The following is a 19,336-nucleotide window of genomic DNA, read 5'->3' on the forward strand; positions in this document are numbered from 1 at the left end:
TCCTATTTGCGCAGCAGTATATCAACACCATAGTTTTTACGATAGATAGGTTACATTTTTATACATTAAATTAATGCTATTATTTTGATTATTTACTGCATTAACCGCCCTAGGTTGGTAAACTTAGCCGCAATCTTAATCACAAGGATCTGAACTTTGCGAAACAGAATTTTCCTACTTTCTTCTCTATTTTGCGCTATGAGCGTATCAGTAAATGCAGAGCCATGGGTAAAACCAGACGACTACGGACTCAGAGCCGATATTCAACAGCTTGCTGATGCTGGCGTTATTTTAGCGCCCGTAACAACGTACCCTTTAATGTGGAAAAGCTTTATTGGAGAGGTTGAGTCTACCAAGCTTGAGCTTTTATCACCGAGCTTACAAGATGCGTTACTTCGTGTAAAACATCGTTATAAATCAGAAAATGGTAGTTCTCATAGTGTACAACTTTCAGCTTTTGCAGCATCAGATCCAATTATAGCTACAAGCTTTGGCGCTACAAACACTCAAGAATCAGAAGTAAGCGCAGCGTATGCTTATCTTGGGGATAATTTTGCAGCAAAGGTTGCTATTAACTACCGAAACGATGGCAAAAAGTGTTTAATTGAAGGTAAAACAACTGATGATATAGCCTTAGATGATCAAGCGCTTGAAGATTGTAACGACACTTCATTTGACGATAGCTATTTAGCATACCGCTTAGGTAATTGGATTTTTAGAGCCGGCGCCGTAGAGCAATTTTGGGGACCGGGTGTTGATAACAGTTTAATTATTTCAGGTAATGCCAAGCCTTTACCTGCACTAAGTGTAACGCGTGAGCAAAGCACTGCGTTTGAAACACCGTGGTTAAGCTGGATAGGCCAATGGAGCTTTACCGCCCAAATGGCAAAGCTGGAATCAACCCGCGTAATTCCTGATGCGTTACTGTGGAGCAGCCGTTTAAACTTTCGTCCAATTCAAGAGTTGGAAATTGCGTTAAGTTGGTCTGCACAATGGGCTGGCGAAGGCCAACCAAGCTCTGCCGGTGACTTTATTGATGTTATTACTGGGCAAACCAACTGTATTGACGGCAATGAAAGTTGCGATAGCTCATTAGAGTCTAAAATTGGTAACCAGCTTGCCGGTATAGACGTTCGTTGGTCTGATACATTATTTAGCCACCCCTATGCCATTTATGCCAGTACCATAGGTGAAGATGCCAGCTCACAGTTTAAACCTGCCGATAGAGCTTACTTATTTGGTGTGCAAACGACCCAGCGTATTTACGATCAAAATGTATTAGTGAATGTTGAATATATAGATACGGGTGTTTCATGTGGTGAATCAGTTGAAGAGAATTGTTACTACGAACACTCAGATTATAAATCAGGTTACCGTTACCATGGCCGCACCATAGGCTCAGCCTTTGATAACGATTCGCAATCAGTGGTGTTAACACTGCTTGGGCAACTTTCAAACGGTGATGATTGGCAAGTAAAACTACGTAGCGTTGATTACAACAGCGATAATAGTGATTGGTATCCAAATAACCCAGATTTAGGTAACACAATTACTAAAACGGGCTATAACTCAAAACAGGTTGAACTGCGTTACAGGCAACTTGCAATGGGTGGACGTTTAACACTGGGCGCTTTTGCATCAAACAATGATGGCGCTGAAAACGACACATCTGCGTTTGCTAAGTACGAATATAACTTTTAAAAAGTTGTAGAGTGATAATAAAAAGGGTTGAAAACGCAGTTTTCAACCCTTTTTATTATGAATATTTATATTACTGCTTTATTTTACTAATTACTTTTGATGTTGAACAACCATCTAAAAATGTCAGCACTTCTACTTTGCCGCCATGGCGCAGTACATGATCGGCACCGGCTATTTGCTCTACGGTGTAATCACCACCTTTTACTAAAATATCAGGGCTAATTTGCTCGATTAATTTAGCAGGTGTGTCGTTTTCCTCAGCGCTGCCAAAGGGGATTACCCAATCAACAGAGGCAAGTGCACTTAATACCATTGCCCGCTCATCAAGCGGGTTTATCGGGCGCTCAGGGCCTTTTAAACGGGTAATAGATTCATCGTTATTTAACCCAACAACGAGTCTATCTCCGCGCGCTTTAGCTTGTGCTAAGTAGCGGACATGCCCTGCATGTAAAATATCAAAACAACCATTCGTAAATACAATGGTTTCGCCGTTTTGTTTTGCAAACTCAATATGCTGCAGTACATCATCAAACGGAGTTTGGTAGTGCTCGCCATTAATGTGTAAGTATTGGCCTAGCTTTTGGCTTAGCTCTTCTGGTGACACTGTGGCTGCCCCAAGTTTACTTACTACAATACCGGCGGCTAAATTAGCAATTTCTACTGCATCTTTAGGGGCCATACCTGCCCCAAGCATTACAGCTAAAGTTGCAATAACAGTATCACCTGCGCCAGTTACATCGCTTACTTCTAGCTGCTGAGCTGCAAAGTCGTGTTTTTCATCGGCATTAATTAACGACATACCTTGCTCTGAGCGTGTAAGTAGCATGGCTTTAATACCATTTTTACTAATAAGCTCACGGGCACTTTGCGCTAAAATTTCTTCAGAGCCGGTTTTACCACCTGCTAAATTAAACTCATGCAAGTTAGGCGTAATGTAGTCTGCGCCCTCGTATAAGTGTAAGTCTGGCGATTTAGGATCGATAAGCACGGTTTTACCCGCCGCTTTGGCAATACTCACCATCTCTTTAATTAAGCTGAGCGAGCCTTTACTGTAATCAGAAAACACCACAAAGTCGTATTCATCAAGCACCAGCTCTAAGCGATTTAATAACAGCTGGCTGTGCTGCTCGCTAAAGGTTTCTTCTAAATCAAGGCGTACAAGTTGTTGATGGCGGCTAATAACGCGCATTTTAGAAATAGTCGGTAAATCACATACACTCACAAGCTGTGAACTTATTTTTTCACCTTTTAAAATATTTTCTAAAATTTGCCCGCTTTCATCCTCGCCAATTAAGCCAAGTAGCCCAACTTTGGCATCAAGCCTAGCAATGTTTTTAGCAACATTGGCTGCGCCACCGGCTTTGTCTTCAAACTTACTTACCTTAACAACTGGTACTGGCGCTTCTGGCGAGATACGCCCGGTGTCACCGTACCAGTAGCGATCAAGCATTACATCGCCCACCACTAAAATACGCGCTTTAGATAAGTTTTTTAATAGCGATAAATCCATTACTGCTGCTCCGCAACAACCATATCTATGGCTTCACATAACCAGTGGCCAATAAACATATGCGCTTCTTGAATACGTGCTGTTTCATCGTTTTTGATAATAATTGGCAGCTTGGCAATGTTTTTTACTTTTCCGCCATCACGGCCTGTTAATGCAACAGTAAATGCGCCAATTTTATTAGCGGCTTCAAGTGCTAAATTAATATTTGCACTGGTACCTGAGGTTGTTAAACCAATGACTAAATCTTCTGGTTTACAAAGCGCCTGAACTTGGCGCTCAAACACGGTATCAAAATGGTAGTCGTTACTGTGCGCAGTAAGAATTGACGTGTCGGTTGTGAGCGCCATAGACGCAAGCGGTCCGCGCTCTAATTTATAACGTACTACAAATTCGGCCGCCAAATGCTGAGCATCAGCCGCACTTCCGCCGTTACCAAACCAAATAACCTTACCACCAGCTTGTAATGCACTATGGCATGCTTCTAATAACTGCATAGACTCTTGATGATAAGCCTCCATCGTTTCAAATAAGGCTTGATGACGGTTTAAACTTTCAACGTAGCTTGTTGCCACAGAATCGATAATTGACATGAAAAATTCCTCTAGGAACTGAAATGGCAGGAAAAAATTAAATCCATTATTCCACAGTTTTATTTAGTTGTGTGTATTTTATAGGAATATAGCTGAACTGGAACATAATTTAGTGCTTCACATGTTCAGAAATTATCACTTTCGCGTTAAACTAAGGGCACTTACCTCAATAAAAGTTCAGTATGGCACGCATTTTCTACTCATTCGCTTTAATTTTAATTAGCCCGCTGATTGTATTTTACTTATATGTATTAAGAGGTAAAAAAAACAAAGGCTACCGCGCACACTTTAAAGAACGTTTTGGCTTTGTGAGCAAAAGCTTATTTACAAGTAAAGGCAAACCGTTAGTTGTACACTGCGCCTCTGTAGGTGAAGTACTTGCAGCTGCACCACTTATTAAAGCGCTGCAAAAACAACACCCACAGCTTAATATACTTATTACCTGTAATACCCCTGCAGGTCGCGAGCAAATAATTAATCAATTTAAAAATACCGCGGCGTGTAGTTATTTACCTATGGACTTCCCGTTTTCGACCGCCCGGTTTTTAAAACGTTTAAACCCACAAGCACTATGCATATTGGAAACCGAGCTTTGGCCAAACTTAATGGCAATAAGCCATAAAAAAAATATTCCAGTATTGGTGCTCAATGCCCGTTTGAGCGAAAAATCACAACAAGGGTATCAAAAAGTAGCTAAGTTAACGCAGATAATTATGCGTTCAATGACGGTACTTGCAAGCCATAATAAAAAAGATGCCGAGCGGTTTATTGAGCTCGGTTTAACCTCCTCAAAAAGCCATGTTACAGGCTCAATTAAGTTTGACATAAGCCCAAGCATTGAGCAGCTAGCTTCAGTTGCAAAACTTAAAGCACAATATAAAACTCAAGAGCGCTTTGTATGGGTGGCAGGCTCTACTCACCCGCTTGAGCACGAAATGATATTAAATGCCCATCAGCAATTATTAAAAAAACACCCTAATTCACTTTTAGTTATTGCCCCTCGACACCCTGAACAGTTTGATAAAGTAGCCGACACGTTAGCTCAAAGCCCCCTTAGCTTTAGCCGTCGTAGTAACGATAACTATCAAAACGAGCACGTACTATTAGCTGATACACTTGGCGAGCTGCAATGTTTATATGGCGCTGGTAATGTAAGTTATGTAGGCGGTAGTTTAATTCGCCGCGGCGGGCATAACCCACTTGAAGCTGCAGCTTTTTCGGTCGGAGTTATAACTGGCCCACATACGTATAATTTTGATCATGTATATCCTGAGCTTATAAAATTAAAAGGCGCTGTGGTTGTTGAAAACACTGATGAGCTTGCTACACAATTAATTAACTTAAGCCAAAACACTAAAGCTTGCCAAACTTTAGGGAATAAAGCGCAGCAGTGCGTATTAAAAAACCAAGGCGCCATTAAAAAAACATTAACCATAATTAATCAGTATTTAGAGCCACAAGCATGACTAATTTAGCTATAACTCAAACCCGTGAGTGGGTATCGTCGGTTATTGTAAAATATAACTTTTGCCCATTCGCCCGCAAAGAAGTTGAGAACAACTGCATTCATTATGTGCTTAGCCCAGCAGTAAAAATTGATGATGCAGTAATGGATATGCTTAAGCAATGCACACAGCTTGATCAAAGTGCAGAGCGCGAAACCACATTAATACTGTTTGATAAAGGCTTTATCGATTTTGAAGACTTTTTAGATTTAGTTGATTTAGCCAATGCGCTACTGGTTGCACAAGGCTTTGAAGGTAAATATCAAATTGCTAATTTCCACCCTGACTACGTATTTGCCGATAGCGACGAAGATGATGCCGCAAATTACACAAACCGAGCTCCTTACCCTACACTGCATTTAATACGCGAACTAAGTATGAGCGAAGCGCTTGAAAGCTACGATGAGCCAGAATCTATTCCTGAGCACAATATTAAACTTGCAAGACGAAAAGGCATCGACTTTTGGCAGCAGCTTTTAGAAGGCATAAAAAAACCGAGCGCATAACCGCTCGGTTTTTAAGTATCAAATTCAATGTTACTTTTTAACCCAGCTGCCATTTACTTCAACATAATGACCACTTTGAGTTTTTTCGATTGTTTTAGCCGCTGCGAGTGCTTCTACTTGGGCGAGCGATAAATTGTTCTTTTTAGCTAGTTTTAAATACTGATCTTTGCGCTTTGCGTTAATTTCTTCAACAACAGCTTTAGCTTCGCTATTTTGTACTACTAAGCCTAAATAACCCGAACTGTTCTCACCAACTAACCCTTGGCTTTTAGCATCATCTAAACTAATCGCCCACGCCGAAAACGACATACACACTGCACCAATTAAAGTGGCAATACTTAATTTATTTTTTATAGTCATCATTTAGCTCCTAAAATAATTCGCTGTCGTCACTGAACAGGGTATCGAGTTCTTTATCCACCTTCACACGAATTTCGTGATCTACTTTTACATTAAGGTTGATAGTTATTGGCTCTTTAGCTGCTACTTCTACTCTGTGTGTACATGCGCTCAATGCGCTAATAGCAGCAAGGGCTGTGATTGCCTTAATGCTTAACGAATTTTTCATCATTAGTTTCCTTTTTGAGAATATTGCTGCTCAACTTTTTGTGTTATTTCGTCACTTAATCTTAGCGCTCTTAGTAGCGTAAACACGTTTTCTTCGTGGTTATAGTTAAAATTAACTTGCTGCTGTTGTGGCTCATTAAAGCCTTGTAAGTTAACACCTAAATTTAACCAACCATCACTTTTAAGTGCTACTGTACTATTAAGTTTTTGTATATCAAGGTTTTTAAGTAAGCTCAGTACAGGCTGTAATTCTTGCTGCTGTTGCATAACAGAGTCAAACGCTGCGTTATTGCTAATAATAAGCTTACCTTCGCCTTGGTTTAATAAGCTGCCGTTTGTAACCTCTACGCCACTGTCACTAAAATGAAGGGGCAGCAACCCTTTTAATCGACCGGTTAAAGTAATTCCCGACTTATCATCAAGGGTAATGAGTTTACTCGCATCAATATCTTTAAAAGTAACATTGGCTGTTTGCTGCGATTTTAAAAGCGAGTATTTATCTAACTCAAATACCCCACCAAACACATTGCCACTTACATCAAATGCTTTCCCGCTATTATTTACCACTTCTATTTTGCCATTAATATTATTAACTACCGCGCCCGCTCTTAATTCATTAACGTTAAAGGTAGTAGGCTTAACATTAAGCTGTCCTGAATCATATTGCCCGCTAAGTTGCGCCCTAAACTGATTAGCTAAGTAATCGTTATAAAGCGCGCTGGTATCATCAATAGTTAAATAAAAATTGGCTTTTTGTAAGTTAACATCGCCACTAATACGCCCACCAAACTCGCCTTGAGTGAGTTGAGCTAACGGCTCAAATTGGCTAATAATTGAATTTAGCGAAAGTACATTTTGCTGCGGAACTATTACTTCAAACGGGTGTTCTACTTTTGAAATATGGTGATTCGCCACCAGCTCTATACCATTTACAAATACATGATGAGACGCTTTAAGCGCTCGGCTTTGCAAGCCCTTTGAATCCACGTTTATATTTTCTAAATCAATACTGGGGCTTGTCAGTGTACTTATTTGAGTATTCGCAGATAAATGAGCAAATAACTCACCCACGCCTAAGTTTGCCTTTGCACTGAGGGTATTGTTAATACCAGTGAGCTTATACTCATCGTATTGAACGCTTTTAAACTCACTTTTTAAAACCACGTTTGCATTGAGCTTTTCACTCATATTTACCACTAGTTTACCTGTGTAAGCGTTAATAGTCGTGCCATAAGCAACGGCTTTGTCAAAGCTAAATGCAGTACTTACTTTACCTACGGGTTTAGAGTCAATGAGTTGAGTAAGTGTAAAGTCGCCGTGGGCTTTTACATTATTAGCATCAGCCGGTAAAAATTCAGGCAAAGCGGTAAGCGTAATATCGTAATTACCACTTAGTTGTGCGTTTTCAAGCTGCGTATTTAGCACTACAGCCTTTATATCATCAGTGTGTAGCTGCGCTTTAAGCTGCGTGCGCGCACTTTGTAAAGACGTGACTGTATTAACAAACGTATCTGTAAAAGTTATGTCTATGTCTTGCTCGCTTTGCTCATCGCTTGTAAGCGTTATTAACGGCAAGGCTAAATTATTACCTACTAGGCTTATTGGTTTAGGTAAAGCCCACTGCCAATTAAGGGGAAGTTGCTTAACTGCAAAGGCTTTGTAGTCACCTTCAGGAATAAGAGATTGGCAGTTATTACCAAGCGTTACATTGTTTTTAAGCTTACTTGAGTCTAGCCCAAGCTTTTGGGTATTTAAATTATACGCAGCGCTTAGCACCCCTTTAGTATTATTACTAATGTCGCAGTTTTTAAATTTATAGTCATACCGCGCCTGTAAATTACCAGTGGCGCTCCCTTCTATTCCATTAAAGTTAAATGCTTGCGATGTATTAAAGCTAAGCCCGCTTAATAACGCGTTATCGGTTTTAAGTAATTGTTTAAGCAATTCATCACTAACTTTAAGCTGCCCTTGTACCTTATTATTGTAAAGCGTTGCGCTGGCACTTAAATCACCACTTACTACAAACTGGTTAAGCTTAGGCTCGTTAATACTTAAAATTAAAGGCTGATTTAAAAACTCACTGTTTATACTTAGTTGCTCAACTGTAATTGTTGGTCTTTTGTCGGGAAGGGCTAAATCTAAAATTGTTGCAGGGTTACTTACTTTATCACTTTGAGGAAGTGGATTTATATTAAGCGCCGCACGTTTAATTTCAACATGGCGAGTATTTGCGGTAATGCCTGTAACAACAAGCTCTTGATTTTGGTAACTCAAGCACGCTTTTTGTACATGTACATTTAGCTTGCTGGTAAGCGAAAAGTCTAAACAACTTAAAGTAACGCCCGCTTTTTCAAGCGCAGGCGCTACAGCCCATTGTAATAATGGCAAACGAAATACATAACCAAGCAATACTATGCTTAGTAATACAAAACCAACAATTAAACCAATGCGCTTTAACATACTATCCTTAATAAGCTTTCTACCTAACAAAATATCGTAATTTTAAATCTACGCAATCAAAAAAGGCTGCACAAGCAGCCTTTTTTATTTTACCGCTAGATTATGAATCTAGCTTGTATAGGTAGCGAGTATAATCACTAGCCTACATTTTTACGTGCATTGCGGAACATACGCATCCACGGGCTATCCTCTTGCCACTCATCAGGGTGCCACGAGTTAGCTACAGCACGGAATACACGCTCAGGGTGCGGCATCATTACTGTTGCACGGCCATCAGTAGAGGTAATACCGGTAATACCTTCTGGTGAACCATTCGGGTTAGCCGGGTATTGCGTTGTAGGGTTACCGTAGTTATCAACAAATTTAACCGCGACAGTACCGCTTTCAAGCGCAGCTTGAGTGGCAGCATCATTTGCAAACTCAGCATGCCCTTCACCATGAGATACAGCAATTGGCATACGCGATCCCGCCATTCCATTAAAGAACACAGACGGATTCTCTTGTATTTCTACTAAGCTAAAGCGTGCTTCAAAACGCTCAGATTTATTAGTTACAAAACGAGGCCAATGCTCAGTACCTGGAATTAACTCTTTAAGCGTTGATAACATTTGGCAACCATTACATACACCTAAACTAAAGGTGTCTTCACGGTGGAAGAAGTTTTGGAACTGATCGCGTGCCATATCGTTAAACAATATAGACTTAGCCCAACCTTCACCGGCGCCTAATACGTCACCGTAAGAGAAACCACCACACGCCACTAAGCCTTTAAACTGCTCAAGAGTTAAACGCCCTTCGAGTATATCGCTCATGTGCACATCAACAGCGGCAAAACCAGCACGGTTAAACGCAGCAGCCATTTCTAGATGCGAGTTAACGCCTTGCTCACGTAAAATAGCCATTTGTGGTTTAGCACCCGTTGCGATGTATGGCGCAGCTATATCTTCGTTTAAGTCAAAGTTAAGCTTTACGTTTAAGCCTGGATCTTTTGCATCAAACTTAGCATCAAACTCCTGCTTAGCACAATCAGGGTTATCACGACGTGCTTGCATTTGGTACGTTGTTTCGGCCCAAATAGTACGTAACTCAGTACGAGTATGATTAAGTACCGTTTGCTCGCCGCGGTTAAATACAATGCTATCGTCGCTATTAAGCGAGCCAATCACGTGACTAATTGCAGCTACACCGTGTTGTTCAAACACTGCATTTACGGCCTCTAAGTCGCTGTTAGCCACTTGAATTACTGCACCAAGCTCTTCGTTATAAAGTACTTCTAGGTCTGAGCCTGTTAAACTCGCTAAATCAACAGTTACACCTGTGTGCCCTGCAAATGCCATTTCAGTTACGGTAGTAAATAAACCACCGTCTGAACGGTCATGATAAGCAAGTAGTTTGCTATCTGCTACAAGTGCTTGCATAGCATTGTAAAAGCCTTTAAGTAACTCAGGGCTGTCTACATCAGGTGTAACATCACCAAGCTGCTTATAAACCTGTGCAAGGCTCGATGCGCCCATACGGTTTTTACCAGCACCTAAATCAACTAAAATAAGCGAAGTGTCGCCTTTATCAGTGCGTAACTGTGGAGTTACAGTTTTACGTACATCGTCAACACGACCAAAGGCAGTAATAATAAGCGATAACGGCGACGTTACTGATTGCTCAACACTATCGTCATCGTTTTTCCATGTCGTTTTCATCGACATAGAATCTTTACCTACAGGTATAGTTAAACCAAGTGCTGGGCAAAGCTCTTCGCCTACCGCTTTTACGGCTTCGTAAAGGCCTGCGTCTTCGCCTGGGTGACCCGCTGCAGCCATCCAGTTAGCAGATAGCTTAATGTTTTCAAGGCTACCAATATTTGCACACGCAATATTAGTTAACGACTCTGCCACCGCTAAACGCGCCGAAGCACCATAATTTAATAATGCCGCCGGAGTACGTTCCCCGAGTGACATAGCTTCACCGTGATAAGTATCGTACGTTGCCGCGGTAACAGCACAGTTAGCAACAGGTACTTGCCAAGGGCCAACCATTTGATCACGTGCTACTAAACCGGTAACCGAGCGATCCCCTATGGTAATCAAGAATGTTTTTTCTGCAATTGTAGGTAAGCGTAACAAACGCTGCGCGGCATCAGCTACGTCAATAGCGCTTGTATCAATGGCAGTACCAGTTGCTTGCTGAGATGTTACATCGCGGTGCATTTTAGGCGCTTTACCTAACAATACATCTAGCGGTAAATCGACTGGGTTATTATCAAAGTGGCTATCGGCTACAGTTAAATGAGGTTCAGCGGTTGCTTCACCAATCACTGCATACTGTGCACGTTCACGCTTACAAATTGCTTCAAAACGGTCAAAGTCTTCAATACCTACAGCAAGTACATAGCGCTCTTGCGATTCATTACACCAAATTTCATGAGGTGCCATGCCTGGCTCATCGTTAGGGATATCGCGTAGTTGGAATTTACCACCACGGCCACCATCGTTTACCAGCTCAGGAAACGCATTTGATAAACCACCAGCGCCTACATCATGTATAAATGCAATTGGGTTTTCGTCGCCTAACTGCCAGCATTTGTCGATGACTTCTTGACAACGACGTTCCATTTCAGGGTTTTCACGCTGTACAGAGGCAAAGTCTAAGTCTTCGTTTGATTGACCCGATGCCATACTTGATGCAGCACCACCACCTAAACCAATGTTCATAGCAGGGCCGCCTAGTGCAATTAGTTTTGCGCCTACTGGAATCTCGCCTTTTTGAACATGATCAGCACGAATATTACCTAAACCACCGGCAAGCATAATTGGTTTGTGGTAACCACGTACCTCTTCCCCATTGTGGCTTGTTACTTTTTCTTCGTACGTGCGGAAGTAACCTAATAAATTAGGACGACCAAACTCATTATTAAATGCAGCACCGCCTAGTGGTCCGTCCATCATAATATCAAGTGCGTTAACGATACGCCCAGGCTTACCAAAATCGCTTTCCCACGGTTGCTCGTAACCCGGTATACGTAAGTTAGAAACCGTAAAGCCAACTAAACCCGCTTTTGGCTTAGAACCACGCCCTGTTGCACCTTCGTCACGAATTTCACCACCAGAGCCGGTAGCAGCCCCCGAAAACGGTGCAATAGCCGTTGGGTGGTTGTGAGTCTCTACCTTCATTAATATTTCAATGTCTTCTTGATGATACGCATATTCACCTTGCGCATTCGGGAAGAAGCGACCCGCTTTTGAGCCTTTCATTACTGCCGCGTTATCTTTATACGCCGACAATACATTTTCAGGGTTGTGCTCAAAAGTATTTTTGATCATTTTAAACAGCGATTTTGGCTGTTCAATGCCATCAATTGTCCAATCAGCATTAAATATTTTATGACGACAATGTTCTGAGTTTGCTTGGGCAAACATAAATAATTCTATGTCGTTAGGATTACGACCTAGCTTTTTAAAGTTTTCTACTAGGTAGTCAATTTCGTCATCGGCAAGAGCAAAACCTTGCTCAACATTTGCGGCAGCTAACGCTTCGCGACCACCACCTAAAATATCAACTGATGACATTTCACGTGGAGAATCATTACGGAACAACTGTGCTGCAGCTTCAAGCTCAATATGAGTTGCTTCAGTCATACGGTCGTGTAATAACGCCGTTACTTGCGCAAGTTGCTCTGCACTTAGCTCACCTTCTATATAATAAGCAATACCGCGCTCTACACGGTGGACCTGTTTAAGGCCACAGTTATGCGCTATATCGGTTGCTTTAGATGCCCAAGGCGAAATGGTACCAGGGCGAGGTGTAACAAGTACTAATGTGCCAGCTGGGGTATGCTCGGCAATAGTAGGACCGTAAGTTAATAGCTTTTCAAGCTTGGTTTGCTCATCAACACTCAAAGGCGATGTTAAATCGGCAAAATGAGCATACTCGGCATATACGTTGGTGACTGGAAGTTGCGATTGTTTGCAACGCGCTAAAATTTTATTAACTCTGAACTCTGACAGTGCTGGTGCACCACGAAGGATCAACATAGATAATTTCATCCGGGGTTAGGGATTGAACGATATTTTAGGGCGACATTATAGTCTAAGTAGCATCCAGATTTAACTCCAAATTGCGCTTTTCATAAAATTAACTTTTTAGCTTTATTTATAGTCCGCTTTAGCTAATAAAATAAAAGGGAAAGTGACGAAATGGCTAAGTTTTGCTATAACGGGTGCTAGCGCGTATAAGGGGCACTGAATGTTCAAAGAAAAACTAATAATAATCATTACTTTAGTTATGCTGTTATGTGCATGTGATATGCAAGAACAGTCAACCCAACTTGCTCAAATTAAAGAGCAAAATAAAATACGCGTGGGTACGCTGGCTAGTGCCAGTAATTATTATCAAGCAGTTCAAGGCGAGCAAGGCTTTGAGTACGAGCTTTCTCAAGCTTTTGCCGATTACCTAGGTGTTGAACTTGAAATAGTCCCCTTTTTTAATTTATCAGACATGTTTGCTCGCCTTGAAAGTGGCGACTTAGATTTAATTGCCTCAGGCCTTACATACAATAAAGCGCGCGCGCAGCAATATAGATATGGCCCTACCTACAGAACAATTAGCCAAAAACTTGTTTATAAGCAAGGGCGCGTTCGTCCGCGAGAATTTGATGATTTAGATGGTAACTTTACTGTAATAGCTAAAAGTAGCCATTCGCTTACCCTACAAAAAATTAAGAAAAACAATCCATCACTCTCCTGGACCGAAAGCGAAGAATTTGATGAAGAGGAACTACTTCAGGCCGTTATAGATGGTGAAATAGATTACACGCTAGCTGATTCCCATACATTATCGCTATTCAGGCGCTACCACCCTAATTTAAGTATTGGCTTCTCTGTATCACATAACGATCCAATTGCGTGGATACTTAATAAATCAACAGATGACTCTTTATACGCGTTATTGGTGCCATTTTTTGGAGATGTTAAACAAAGTAACCAGCTTTACGTGCTCGAAGAGAAGTATTTTGGCCATGTGCGCCAATTTAACTACGTTAATACGCTTGCCTATATTGAAGCAATAAAAGAGACACTCCCTACTTACAGACCTTGGTTTGAGCAATATGCCGGTACTCTCGACTGGCGCTTGCTTGCAGCATTGAGTTATCAAGAGTCTATGTGGAACCCACGAGCAAAATCGCCAACCGGGGTGCGTGGTATTATGATGCTAACGCGCAGCACAGCCAAGCAAGTAGGTGTTACCAATAGATTAGAACCTGAGCAAAACATACGCGGTGGCGCTAAGTACTTAAGTAAACTCATTAAGCGCATTCCTGATCGTATTCCGCAACCAGATCGCACGTGGCTAGCATTGGCGGCATATAATGTAGGTTGGGGACATGTTAACGATGCACGTATTATCACTGAGCAGCAAGGGGCAAGTCCTGATAAGTGGGCCGATGTTAAAAAACGCTTACCGCTGCTAATTAAAAAGCGTTACTACCGTAAAACACGTTATGGCTATGCACGTGGAGATGTGGCTGTAAAATATGTTGATAATATTCGCAGATATTACGACGCACTCGTTTGGCTTGATGAAAACAATGCTATAGCTCCAGAGCCAGAAACTGCGTCTGAGCCTGAGCCAGTACAAAACGAACCCGCGCCTACTGAACCAGCTAAAACTGAACCCGCAGCGCTTCAAAGCAAAGTAAAGTAAAAGAAGAGGAAAGTAATCAGTAAGACCAAATTTCTATAAATAATCGAATTACTTTAAAAACAAAAACTAAGAAAATTAAAAAGCTGTTTACTTGTCATCAAATGATCACTAATGTGTGTTAATAGTATATCTGCACTTTTATACAGATATACCTTGTGCCTTTCTCACTCTCACGCATTAGGAGAACACATGCTAAAACGTAGACGCACGCAAAAACTAAAAAGAAATGTAATATATTCAACCGCTACTCGCCGTCGTATTATGTTACGTGGTTTACATAAAAAAATAATCTGGCGCCGCCGCATGTTTGCAATGCAGCAAATGGAAGCTCCAATATCAGAGCCACTTGCAAGTTAGCTTGAGCAAGGCTTATTTATTTGAGCATCACGAGCAGCTTTTTTGGCTGCTTTAATTTGCGCTCGACGATTTTTAAAAAACTCAGAAATAGTATTACCACATTGTTGAGCTAATACCCCACCACATACTTCAACCTGATGATTTAACCTAGGCTCTTGCAGTAAATTCATAATTGATCCTGCCGAACCCGTTTTTGCATCTGAGGCACCAAATACTAAGCGATTAATTCTGCTATGCACTAATAAACCAGCACACATAGAACACGGTTCAAGCGTTACATATAAAGTACAGTCGATTAAACGGTAATTATTAAGTACTTTGCCCGCCTCTCTCACGGCTATCATTTCGGCATGAGCAGAAGGATCGTTATCAGTAATTGAGCGATTATACCCCGCTGCTATAAGCTTATTATCTTTTACAACAACAGCCCCAACAGGGATTTCATTAAGTGCTTGTGCTTTAAGTGCATACTCTAAGGCTAATTCCATCCAGTAGGAATCATCAATTGGCTCGTTCATTCAATCAACTTAATTAACTTTTTATGCTCTAATTATACCAACTTAGGCTAATAAAGTGCCTTTGAGATTGGTTTATTGCAAAAATAAAACAAAATAGTGTGGTTTGTCATGGCTCATAGCTAGTGATTTACGCTATAATCTCACGCTTTTTTTATTTAGCTCATAGCTAGTGATTTACGCTATAATCTCACGCTTTTTTTATTTAGCTCACAACACGGGTAGCAAATGAAATTTCCTGGACGCCGCAGGCATAAACATTATTTTCCAGTGGAAGCCAAAGATCCACTTACCAATCAACTTAACGCAACAGAGCGATTACAACGTAGCTATATTACGGGTATCGACCAAATCGTTGTTGATATAGAGGCAAAAGTTGATCAAGCTTTCCTAGACGAGTTTCAATTGCGCAGAGGTATGTCGCAAGTTATTGATAGCGATATTACAAACGCCTTATACGACCGTTTAAAATTAAACGACATGGTTGATTACGAGTTTGCAGGTGGAACAATAGGTAACACTATGCACAATTACTCGGTACTTGCAGACGACCGCTCTGTTTTACTTGGTGTAATGAGTGAAAACATAAAAATAGGTAGCTACGCCTATCGCTTTTTGTGTAATACCTCAAGCCGAGTAGATTTAGATTACCTTCAACCTGTTGATGGGCCAATAGGTCGCTGTTTCACACTTATTGATGAAACTGGCGAGCGTACTTTTGCTATTAGCGCAGGGTTAATGAATCACTTACGCCCTGAGTCAATTGACAAAGAGCTAATTGAACAATCATCAGCTTTGGTTATAAGCGCTTACTTAATGCGTACTCAAGGTAATGAGACAATGACCGAAGCGACCATGCAGGCAGTTAAGTATGCCAACGATGCTGGCGTACCGGTAGTACTGACTCTTGGTACCAAGTTCCTTATTGAGCAAGATCCTACTTGGTGGGCTAACTTTGTTAATGAGCACGTAGATATACTTGCAATGAACGAAGAAGAAGGCCTAGCAATTACAGGTTTTGAAGACCCTCTTCTTGCTGCAGATAAAGCTCTCGACTGGGTAGATTTAGTTATTTGTACTGCAGGTGAAAAAGGTTTGTTTATGGCAGGCTATGTTGATGACGAACTCAAGCGTGAAACTGAGTACCCGTTGTTACCAGGAGCTATTCCAGACTTTAACCGTTATGAGTTTTCTCGCGCTATGCGAAAAGAAGACTGTAAAACACCAATTAGAGCTTATAGCCACACGGCACCATTTATGGGTGGTCCTGATTCAATCAAAAATACAAACGGTGCTGGCGATTGCGCTTTAGCCGCAGTATTACATGATTTATCAGCTAACGTTTACCATAAATTAAACGTAGCAAACTCAGCTAAGCATCAGCAACAAGCCATTACTTACTCATCTCTTGCGCAAATTAGTAAATATGCAAACCGTGCAAGCTACGAAGTATTAGTTCAGCACTCTCCACGTTTATCCCGTGGTTTACCAGAGCGCGAAGACTGTCTTGAACAAGTGTATTGGGAGCAATAACGTAGGGAGCTAAATTAGCTCCCTATTGGTATTTTAAAAAATTGAAATATCGAGCTTTTTAGATAGCAGCTCTAGTGCTGCTATCCCTGCCACTGAATTACCAAAACTATTAAGCCCCGGGGAATACACAGCCACTGTAAACTTACCTGGTAATACCGCTAATATGGTTCCTGACACCCCTGATTTACCTGGCATACCAACCCTATAACCAAAATCACCGGCCGCATCATACAACCCACTTGTAAATAAGAGTGAGTTCAGCTGTTTGTTTTGGCGACTCGATAGCACACGTTTACCAGAGCTAAAATCAATCCCTTTATTAGCCAAAAAGTTATACGCCTTAGCAAGCTCAACACAGTTAAGCTCAATTGAGCAAAAATTAAAGTACGACCAAAGCACATCATCAACGTCATTTTCGAAATTGCCAAATGACTTCATTAAATGCGCCATGGCAGCATTTCTGTGTCTAAATTCATATTCAGAGTTAGCTACTTTTTTATCAATAACAATAGTGCTATTGCCTGAGAGTAACCTAAACGTTTCAAGCATTGAGTGACGCGGGGCAGATAAACGACTGTATAACGCATCACAGGTAACAATTGCACCAGCATTAATAAATGGGTTTCGTGGGATCCCTTTTTCAAACTCTAGCTGAGTTAAAGAGTTAAATGCAGTACCAGAAGGCTCTTTACCCACTCTATGCCAAAGCTCGTCACCATAGCGCTGCAAAGCCATAGTAAGAGTCATTACTTTAGAAACCGATTGAATAGTAAAACGTTTAGAGCAATCCCCTGCACATATAGTTTCACCATTAGTGGTGTAAATGGCGATAGAAAACTGCTCAGGATCAACCTCAGCAAGCGCAGGTATATAATCAGCTACTTTCCCTTGTGATAACAAAGGACGTACTTCATGTGCTATCTCATCAAGCACCTTTTGGTAATCAGCAGTCGGCAATCTATACCTCTATATCGTCATTGGTAAAAATTGGATTTTAGCACGCGCCAAGAGGCGCACCTAGTTTTGTTGATGAATTCAAAGGTGAGATTTTTTAAATTAAAAGCAAAAAACCGTTAAATCACTGTAACGGGGTTCTCTTAATTAAATCCTGTTAATGTCTTAGTGCCCACAGCGCTCGAGAGTCACATAGCACATACTACACTATCATTGGTCGGGCTCGTCTTGGAGCTATTCGTTTGATGTATAGGAATACAAATGCCGCGGCGTGCAGGAGAGGTCACTACTGAATTCGGCATGGGATATTGGCTATTTACTAAATCCCAGATAACAAAAAACCCGTCACATCTCTGTAACGGGTTTCTCTTAATTAAATCCTGGTAATGTCCTACTTTCACATAGCAAATGCTACACTATCATCGGCGCTGTTTCGTTTCACTACTGAGTTCGGCATGGAGTCAGGTGGGTCCAAAACGCTATTGTCACCAAGAAAATTCTTTTCAATTTTCTTATTTTTATTAAGTTTAGAGTCCTTCGACTGAATTTGAAGCCTGGTAATGTCCTACTTTCACATAGCAAATGCTACACTATCATCGGCGCTGTTTCGTTTCACTACTGAGTTCGGCATGGAGTCAGGTGGGTCCAAAACGCTATTGTCACCAAGCAAATTAGGTGCAAAGGATTAATGATAAGCACGTAGTGCTTCTTTTTCCTTTGCGCAAGGTGCCTCTACTTTAACGCTACGCGCTAAGAGTCACCTCATAAATTTGGAAAATATCTGATAATATTTTTAAGTCTTTAAGTAATATCTACTTTAGTTATTAACTTCTGTCGCTTCACTGTCACAAAACGCGTTTGGCGTTGTATGGTTAAGCCTCACGGGTAATTAGTACAAGTTAGCTTAATGGCTCACACCACTTCCACATCTTGCCTATCAACGTTGTAGTCTTCAACGGCCCTTCAGAGACTTTAAAAGTCTAGTGAGAAATCATCTCGAGGCCTGCTTCGCGCTTAGATGCTTTCAGCGCTTATCAGTTCCGAACGTAGCTACCGGGCAATGCCATTGGCATGACAACCCGAACACCAGCGGTTCGTTCACTCCGGTCCTCTCGTACTAGGAGCAACCCCTCTCAATTCTCAAACGCCCACGGCAGATAGGGACCGAACTGTCTCACGACGTTCTAAACCCAGCTCGCGTACCACTTTAAATGGCGAACAGCCATACCCTTGGGACCGACTTCAGCCCCAGGATGTGATGAGCCGACATCGAGGTGCCAAACACCGCCGTCGATATGAACTCTTGGGCGGTATCAGCCTGTTATCCCCGGAGTACCTTTTATCCGTTGAGCGATGGCCCTTCCATTCAGAACCACCGGATCACTATGACCTACTTTCGTACCTGCTCGACGTGTCTGTCTCGCAGTTAAGCTGGCTTCTA

General features: G+C 41.5%; 14 protein-coding genes and 3 rRNA genes. 6 read left to right on the forward strand and 11 right to left on the reverse strand.

The features are described from left to right. Positions 1-198: 198 nt before the first annotated feature. Positions 199-1,701: a capsule assembly Wzi family protein gene (locus tag ATS74_RS09755; RefSeq protein ID WP_058548702.1), complete on the forward strand. Its 1,503-nt coding sequence runs from the start codon at positions 199-201 to the stop codon at positions 1,699-1,701. 70 nt (positions 1,702-1,771) lie between these two features. Here ATS74_RS09755 and hldE read toward each other — a convergent pair whose 3' ends face one another. Both hldE and ATS74_RS09765 read right to left on the reverse strand, forming a co-directional pair. Beyond that, a complete protein-coding gene (hldE, locus tag ATS74_RS09760; RefSeq protein WP_058548703.1) occupies positions 1,772-3,211 on the reverse strand; it encodes a bifunctional D-glycero-beta-D-manno-heptose-7-phosphate kinase/D-glycero-beta-D-manno-heptose 1-phosphate adenylyltransferase HldE in 1,440 nt (479 codons plus the stop codon). Further along, positions 3,211-3,801: a D-sedoheptulose-7-phosphate isomerase gene (locus tag ATS74_RS09765; RefSeq protein WP_058548704.1), complete on the reverse strand. Its 591-nt coding sequence runs from the start codon at positions 3,799-3,801 to the stop codon at positions 3,211-3,213. Before ATS74_RS09765 ends, hldE begins: the two co-directional genes overlap by 1 nt. A 182-nt stretch (positions 3,802-3,983) precedes the next feature. On the opposite strand from ATS74_RS09765, the gene waaA reads away from it, so the two are divergent. Beyond that, complete coding sequence (gene waaA, locus ATS74_RS09770; protein ID WP_058548705.1) at positions 3,984-5,267, forward strand: lipid IV(A) 3-deoxy-D-manno-octulosonic acid transferase; 1,284 nt, start codon at positions 3,984-3,986, stop codon at positions 5,265-5,267. Continuing rightward, positions 5,264-5,812, forward strand: a complete 549-nt coding sequence (locus ATS74_RS09775) for a DUF1415 domain-containing protein (RefSeq protein WP_058548706.1) — start codon at positions 5,264-5,266, stop codon at positions 5,810-5,812. Before waaA ends, ATS74_RS09775 begins: the two co-directional genes overlap by 4 nt. A 30-nt stretch (positions 5,813-5,842) precedes the next feature. Here the strand turns inward: ATS74_RS09775 and ATS74_RS09780 are convergent, their stop codons facing one another. From ATS74_RS09780 to purL, 4 genes are all read right to left on the reverse strand, one after another. Further along, entirely contained in the window at positions 5,843-6,172 is a 330-nt protein-coding gene (locus ATS74_RS09780; protein WP_058548707.1) for a YdbL family protein, read from the reverse strand. A 10-nt stretch (positions 6,173-6,182) separates the two neighbouring features. Continuing rightward, positions 6,183-6,380, reverse strand: coding sequence for a YnbE family lipoprotein (locus ATS74_RS09785; protein ID WP_058548708.1), 198 nt, complete (start codon positions 6,378-6,380; stop codon positions 6,183-6,185). 2 nt (positions 6,381-6,382) lie between these two features. Then, entirely contained in the window at positions 6,383-8,839 is a 2,457-nt protein-coding gene (locus ATS74_RS09790) for a YdbH domain-containing protein (RefSeq protein ID WP_058548709.1), read from the reverse strand. Between the two features lie 137 nt (positions 8,840-8,976). Next, positions 8,977-12,867, reverse strand: coding sequence for a phosphoribosylformylglycinamidine synthase (gene purL / locus ATS74_RS09795; protein ID WP_058548710.1), 3,891 nt, complete (start codon positions 12,865-12,867; stop codon positions 8,977-8,979). A gap of 211 nt (positions 12,868-13,078) precedes the next feature. Here purL and mltF point away from each other — a divergent pair, with 211 nt between their 5' ends. Together mltF and ATS74_RS20010 are read left to right on the forward strand one after the other, a co-directional pair. Then, a complete protein-coding gene (mltF, locus tag ATS74_RS09800) occupies positions 13,079-14,536 on the forward strand; it encodes a membrane-bound lytic murein transglycosylase MltF (RefSeq protein ID WP_058548711.1) in 1,458 nt (485 codons plus the stop codon). A 189-nt stretch (positions 14,537-14,725) separates the two neighbouring features. Continuing rightward, on the forward strand, positions 14,726-14,893 hold the full coding sequence (locus ATS74_RS20010) for a hypothetical protein (protein ID WP_165491322.1): 168 nt from the start codon (positions 14,726-14,728) through the stop codon (positions 14,891-14,893). Here ATS74_RS20010 and tadA read toward each other — a convergent pair. Then, complete coding sequence (tadA, locus tag ATS74_RS09805; protein WP_058548712.1) at positions 14,890-15,411, reverse strand: tRNA adenosine(34) deaminase TadA; 522 nt, start codon at positions 15,409-15,411, stop codon at positions 14,890-14,892. The genes ATS74_RS20010 and tadA overlap by 4 nt on opposite strands. Before the next feature lie 225 nt (positions 15,412-15,636). Here tadA and ATS74_RS09810 point away from each other — a divergent pair, with 225 nt between their 5' ends. Then, complete coding sequence (locus ATS74_RS09810; protein WP_058548713.1) at positions 15,637-16,941, forward strand: inosine/guanosine kinase; 1,305 nt, start codon at positions 15,637-15,639, stop codon at positions 16,939-16,941. A gap of 33 nt (positions 16,942-16,974) precedes the next feature. Here the strand turns inward: ATS74_RS09810 and glsB are convergent, their stop codons facing one another. From glsB to ATS74_RS09830, 4 genes are all read right to left on the reverse strand, one after another. After that, positions 16,975-17,898 carry a glutaminase B gene (gene glsB / locus ATS74_RS09815; protein ID WP_058548714.1) on the reverse strand — a complete coding sequence of 308 codons (924 nt, stop codon included), beginning with the start codon at positions 17,896-17,898 and terminating at the stop codon, positions 16,975-16,977. A 375-nt stretch (positions 17,899-18,273) separates the two neighbouring features. Further along, a 5S ribosomal RNA gene (gene rrf, locus ATS74_RS09820) occupies positions 18,274-18,388 on the reverse strand. A 59-nt stretch (positions 18,389-18,447) separates the two neighbouring features. Continuing rightward, positions 18,448-18,562: ribosomal RNA gene (gene rrf / locus ATS74_RS09825) — 5S ribosomal RNA — on the reverse strand. Between the two features lie 201 nt (positions 18,563-18,763). Continuing rightward, positions 18,764-19,336, reverse strand: a 23S ribosomal RNA gene (locus ATS74_RS09830); the annotation flags it as partial.

Origin of the sequence: Pseudoalteromonas sp. H103 (genome assembly GCF_001469205.1) — a bacterium.
GTDB lineage: Bacteria > Pseudomonadota > Gammaproteobacteria > Enterobacterales > Alteromonadaceae > Pseudoalteromonas > Pseudoalteromonas carrageenovora.

Coding starts and splice junctions, on each gene's coding strand:
- hldE (WP_058548703.1), bottom strand. CDS start 3,211: ATGGATTTATCGCTATTAAAAAACTTATCTAAAGCGCGTATTTTAGTG.
- ATS74_RS09810 (WP_058548713.1), top strand. CDS start 15,637: ATGAAATTTCCTGGACGCCGCAGGCATAAACATTATTTTCCAGTGGAA.
- waaA (WP_058548705.1), top strand. CDS start 3,984: ATGGCACGCATTTTCTACTCATTCGCTTTAATTTTAATTAGCCCGCTG.
- ATS74_RS09775 (WP_058548706.1), top strand. CDS start 5,264: ATGACTAATTTAGCTATAACTCAAACCCGTGAGTGGGTATCGTCGGTT.
- purL (WP_058548710.1), bottom strand. CDS start 12,867: ATGTTGATCCTTCGTGGTGCACCAGCACTGTCAGAGTTCAGAGTTAAT.
- ATS74_RS09765 (WP_058548704.1), bottom strand. CDS start 3,801: ATGTCAATTATCGATTCTGTGGCAACAAGCTACGTTGAAAGTTTAAAC.
- ATS74_RS09790 (WP_058548709.1), bottom strand. CDS start 8,839: ATGTTAAAGCGCATTGGTTTAATTGTTGGTTTTGTATTACTAAGCATA.
- ATS74_RS09785 (WP_058548708.1), bottom strand. CDS start 6,380: ATGAAAAATTCGTTAAGCATTAAGGCAATCACAGCCCTTGCTGCTATT.
- ATS74_RS09755 (WP_058548702.1), top strand. CDS start 199: ATGAGCGTATCAGTAAATGCAGAGCCATGGGTAAAACCAGACGACTAC.
- ATS74_RS09780 (WP_058548707.1), bottom strand. CDS start 6,172: ATGACTATAAAAAATAAATTAAGTATTGCCACTTTAATTGGTGCAGTG.
- mltF (WP_058548711.1), top strand. CDS start 13,079: ATGTTCAAAGAAAAACTAATAATAATCATTACTTTAGTTATGCTGTTA.
- tadA (WP_058548712.1), bottom strand. CDS start 15,411: ATGAACGAGCCAATTGATGATTCCTACTGGATGGAATTAGCCTTAGAG.
- ATS74_RS20010 (WP_165491322.1), top strand. CDS start 14,726: ATGCTAAAACGTAGACGCACGCAAAAACTAAAAAGAAATGTAATATAT.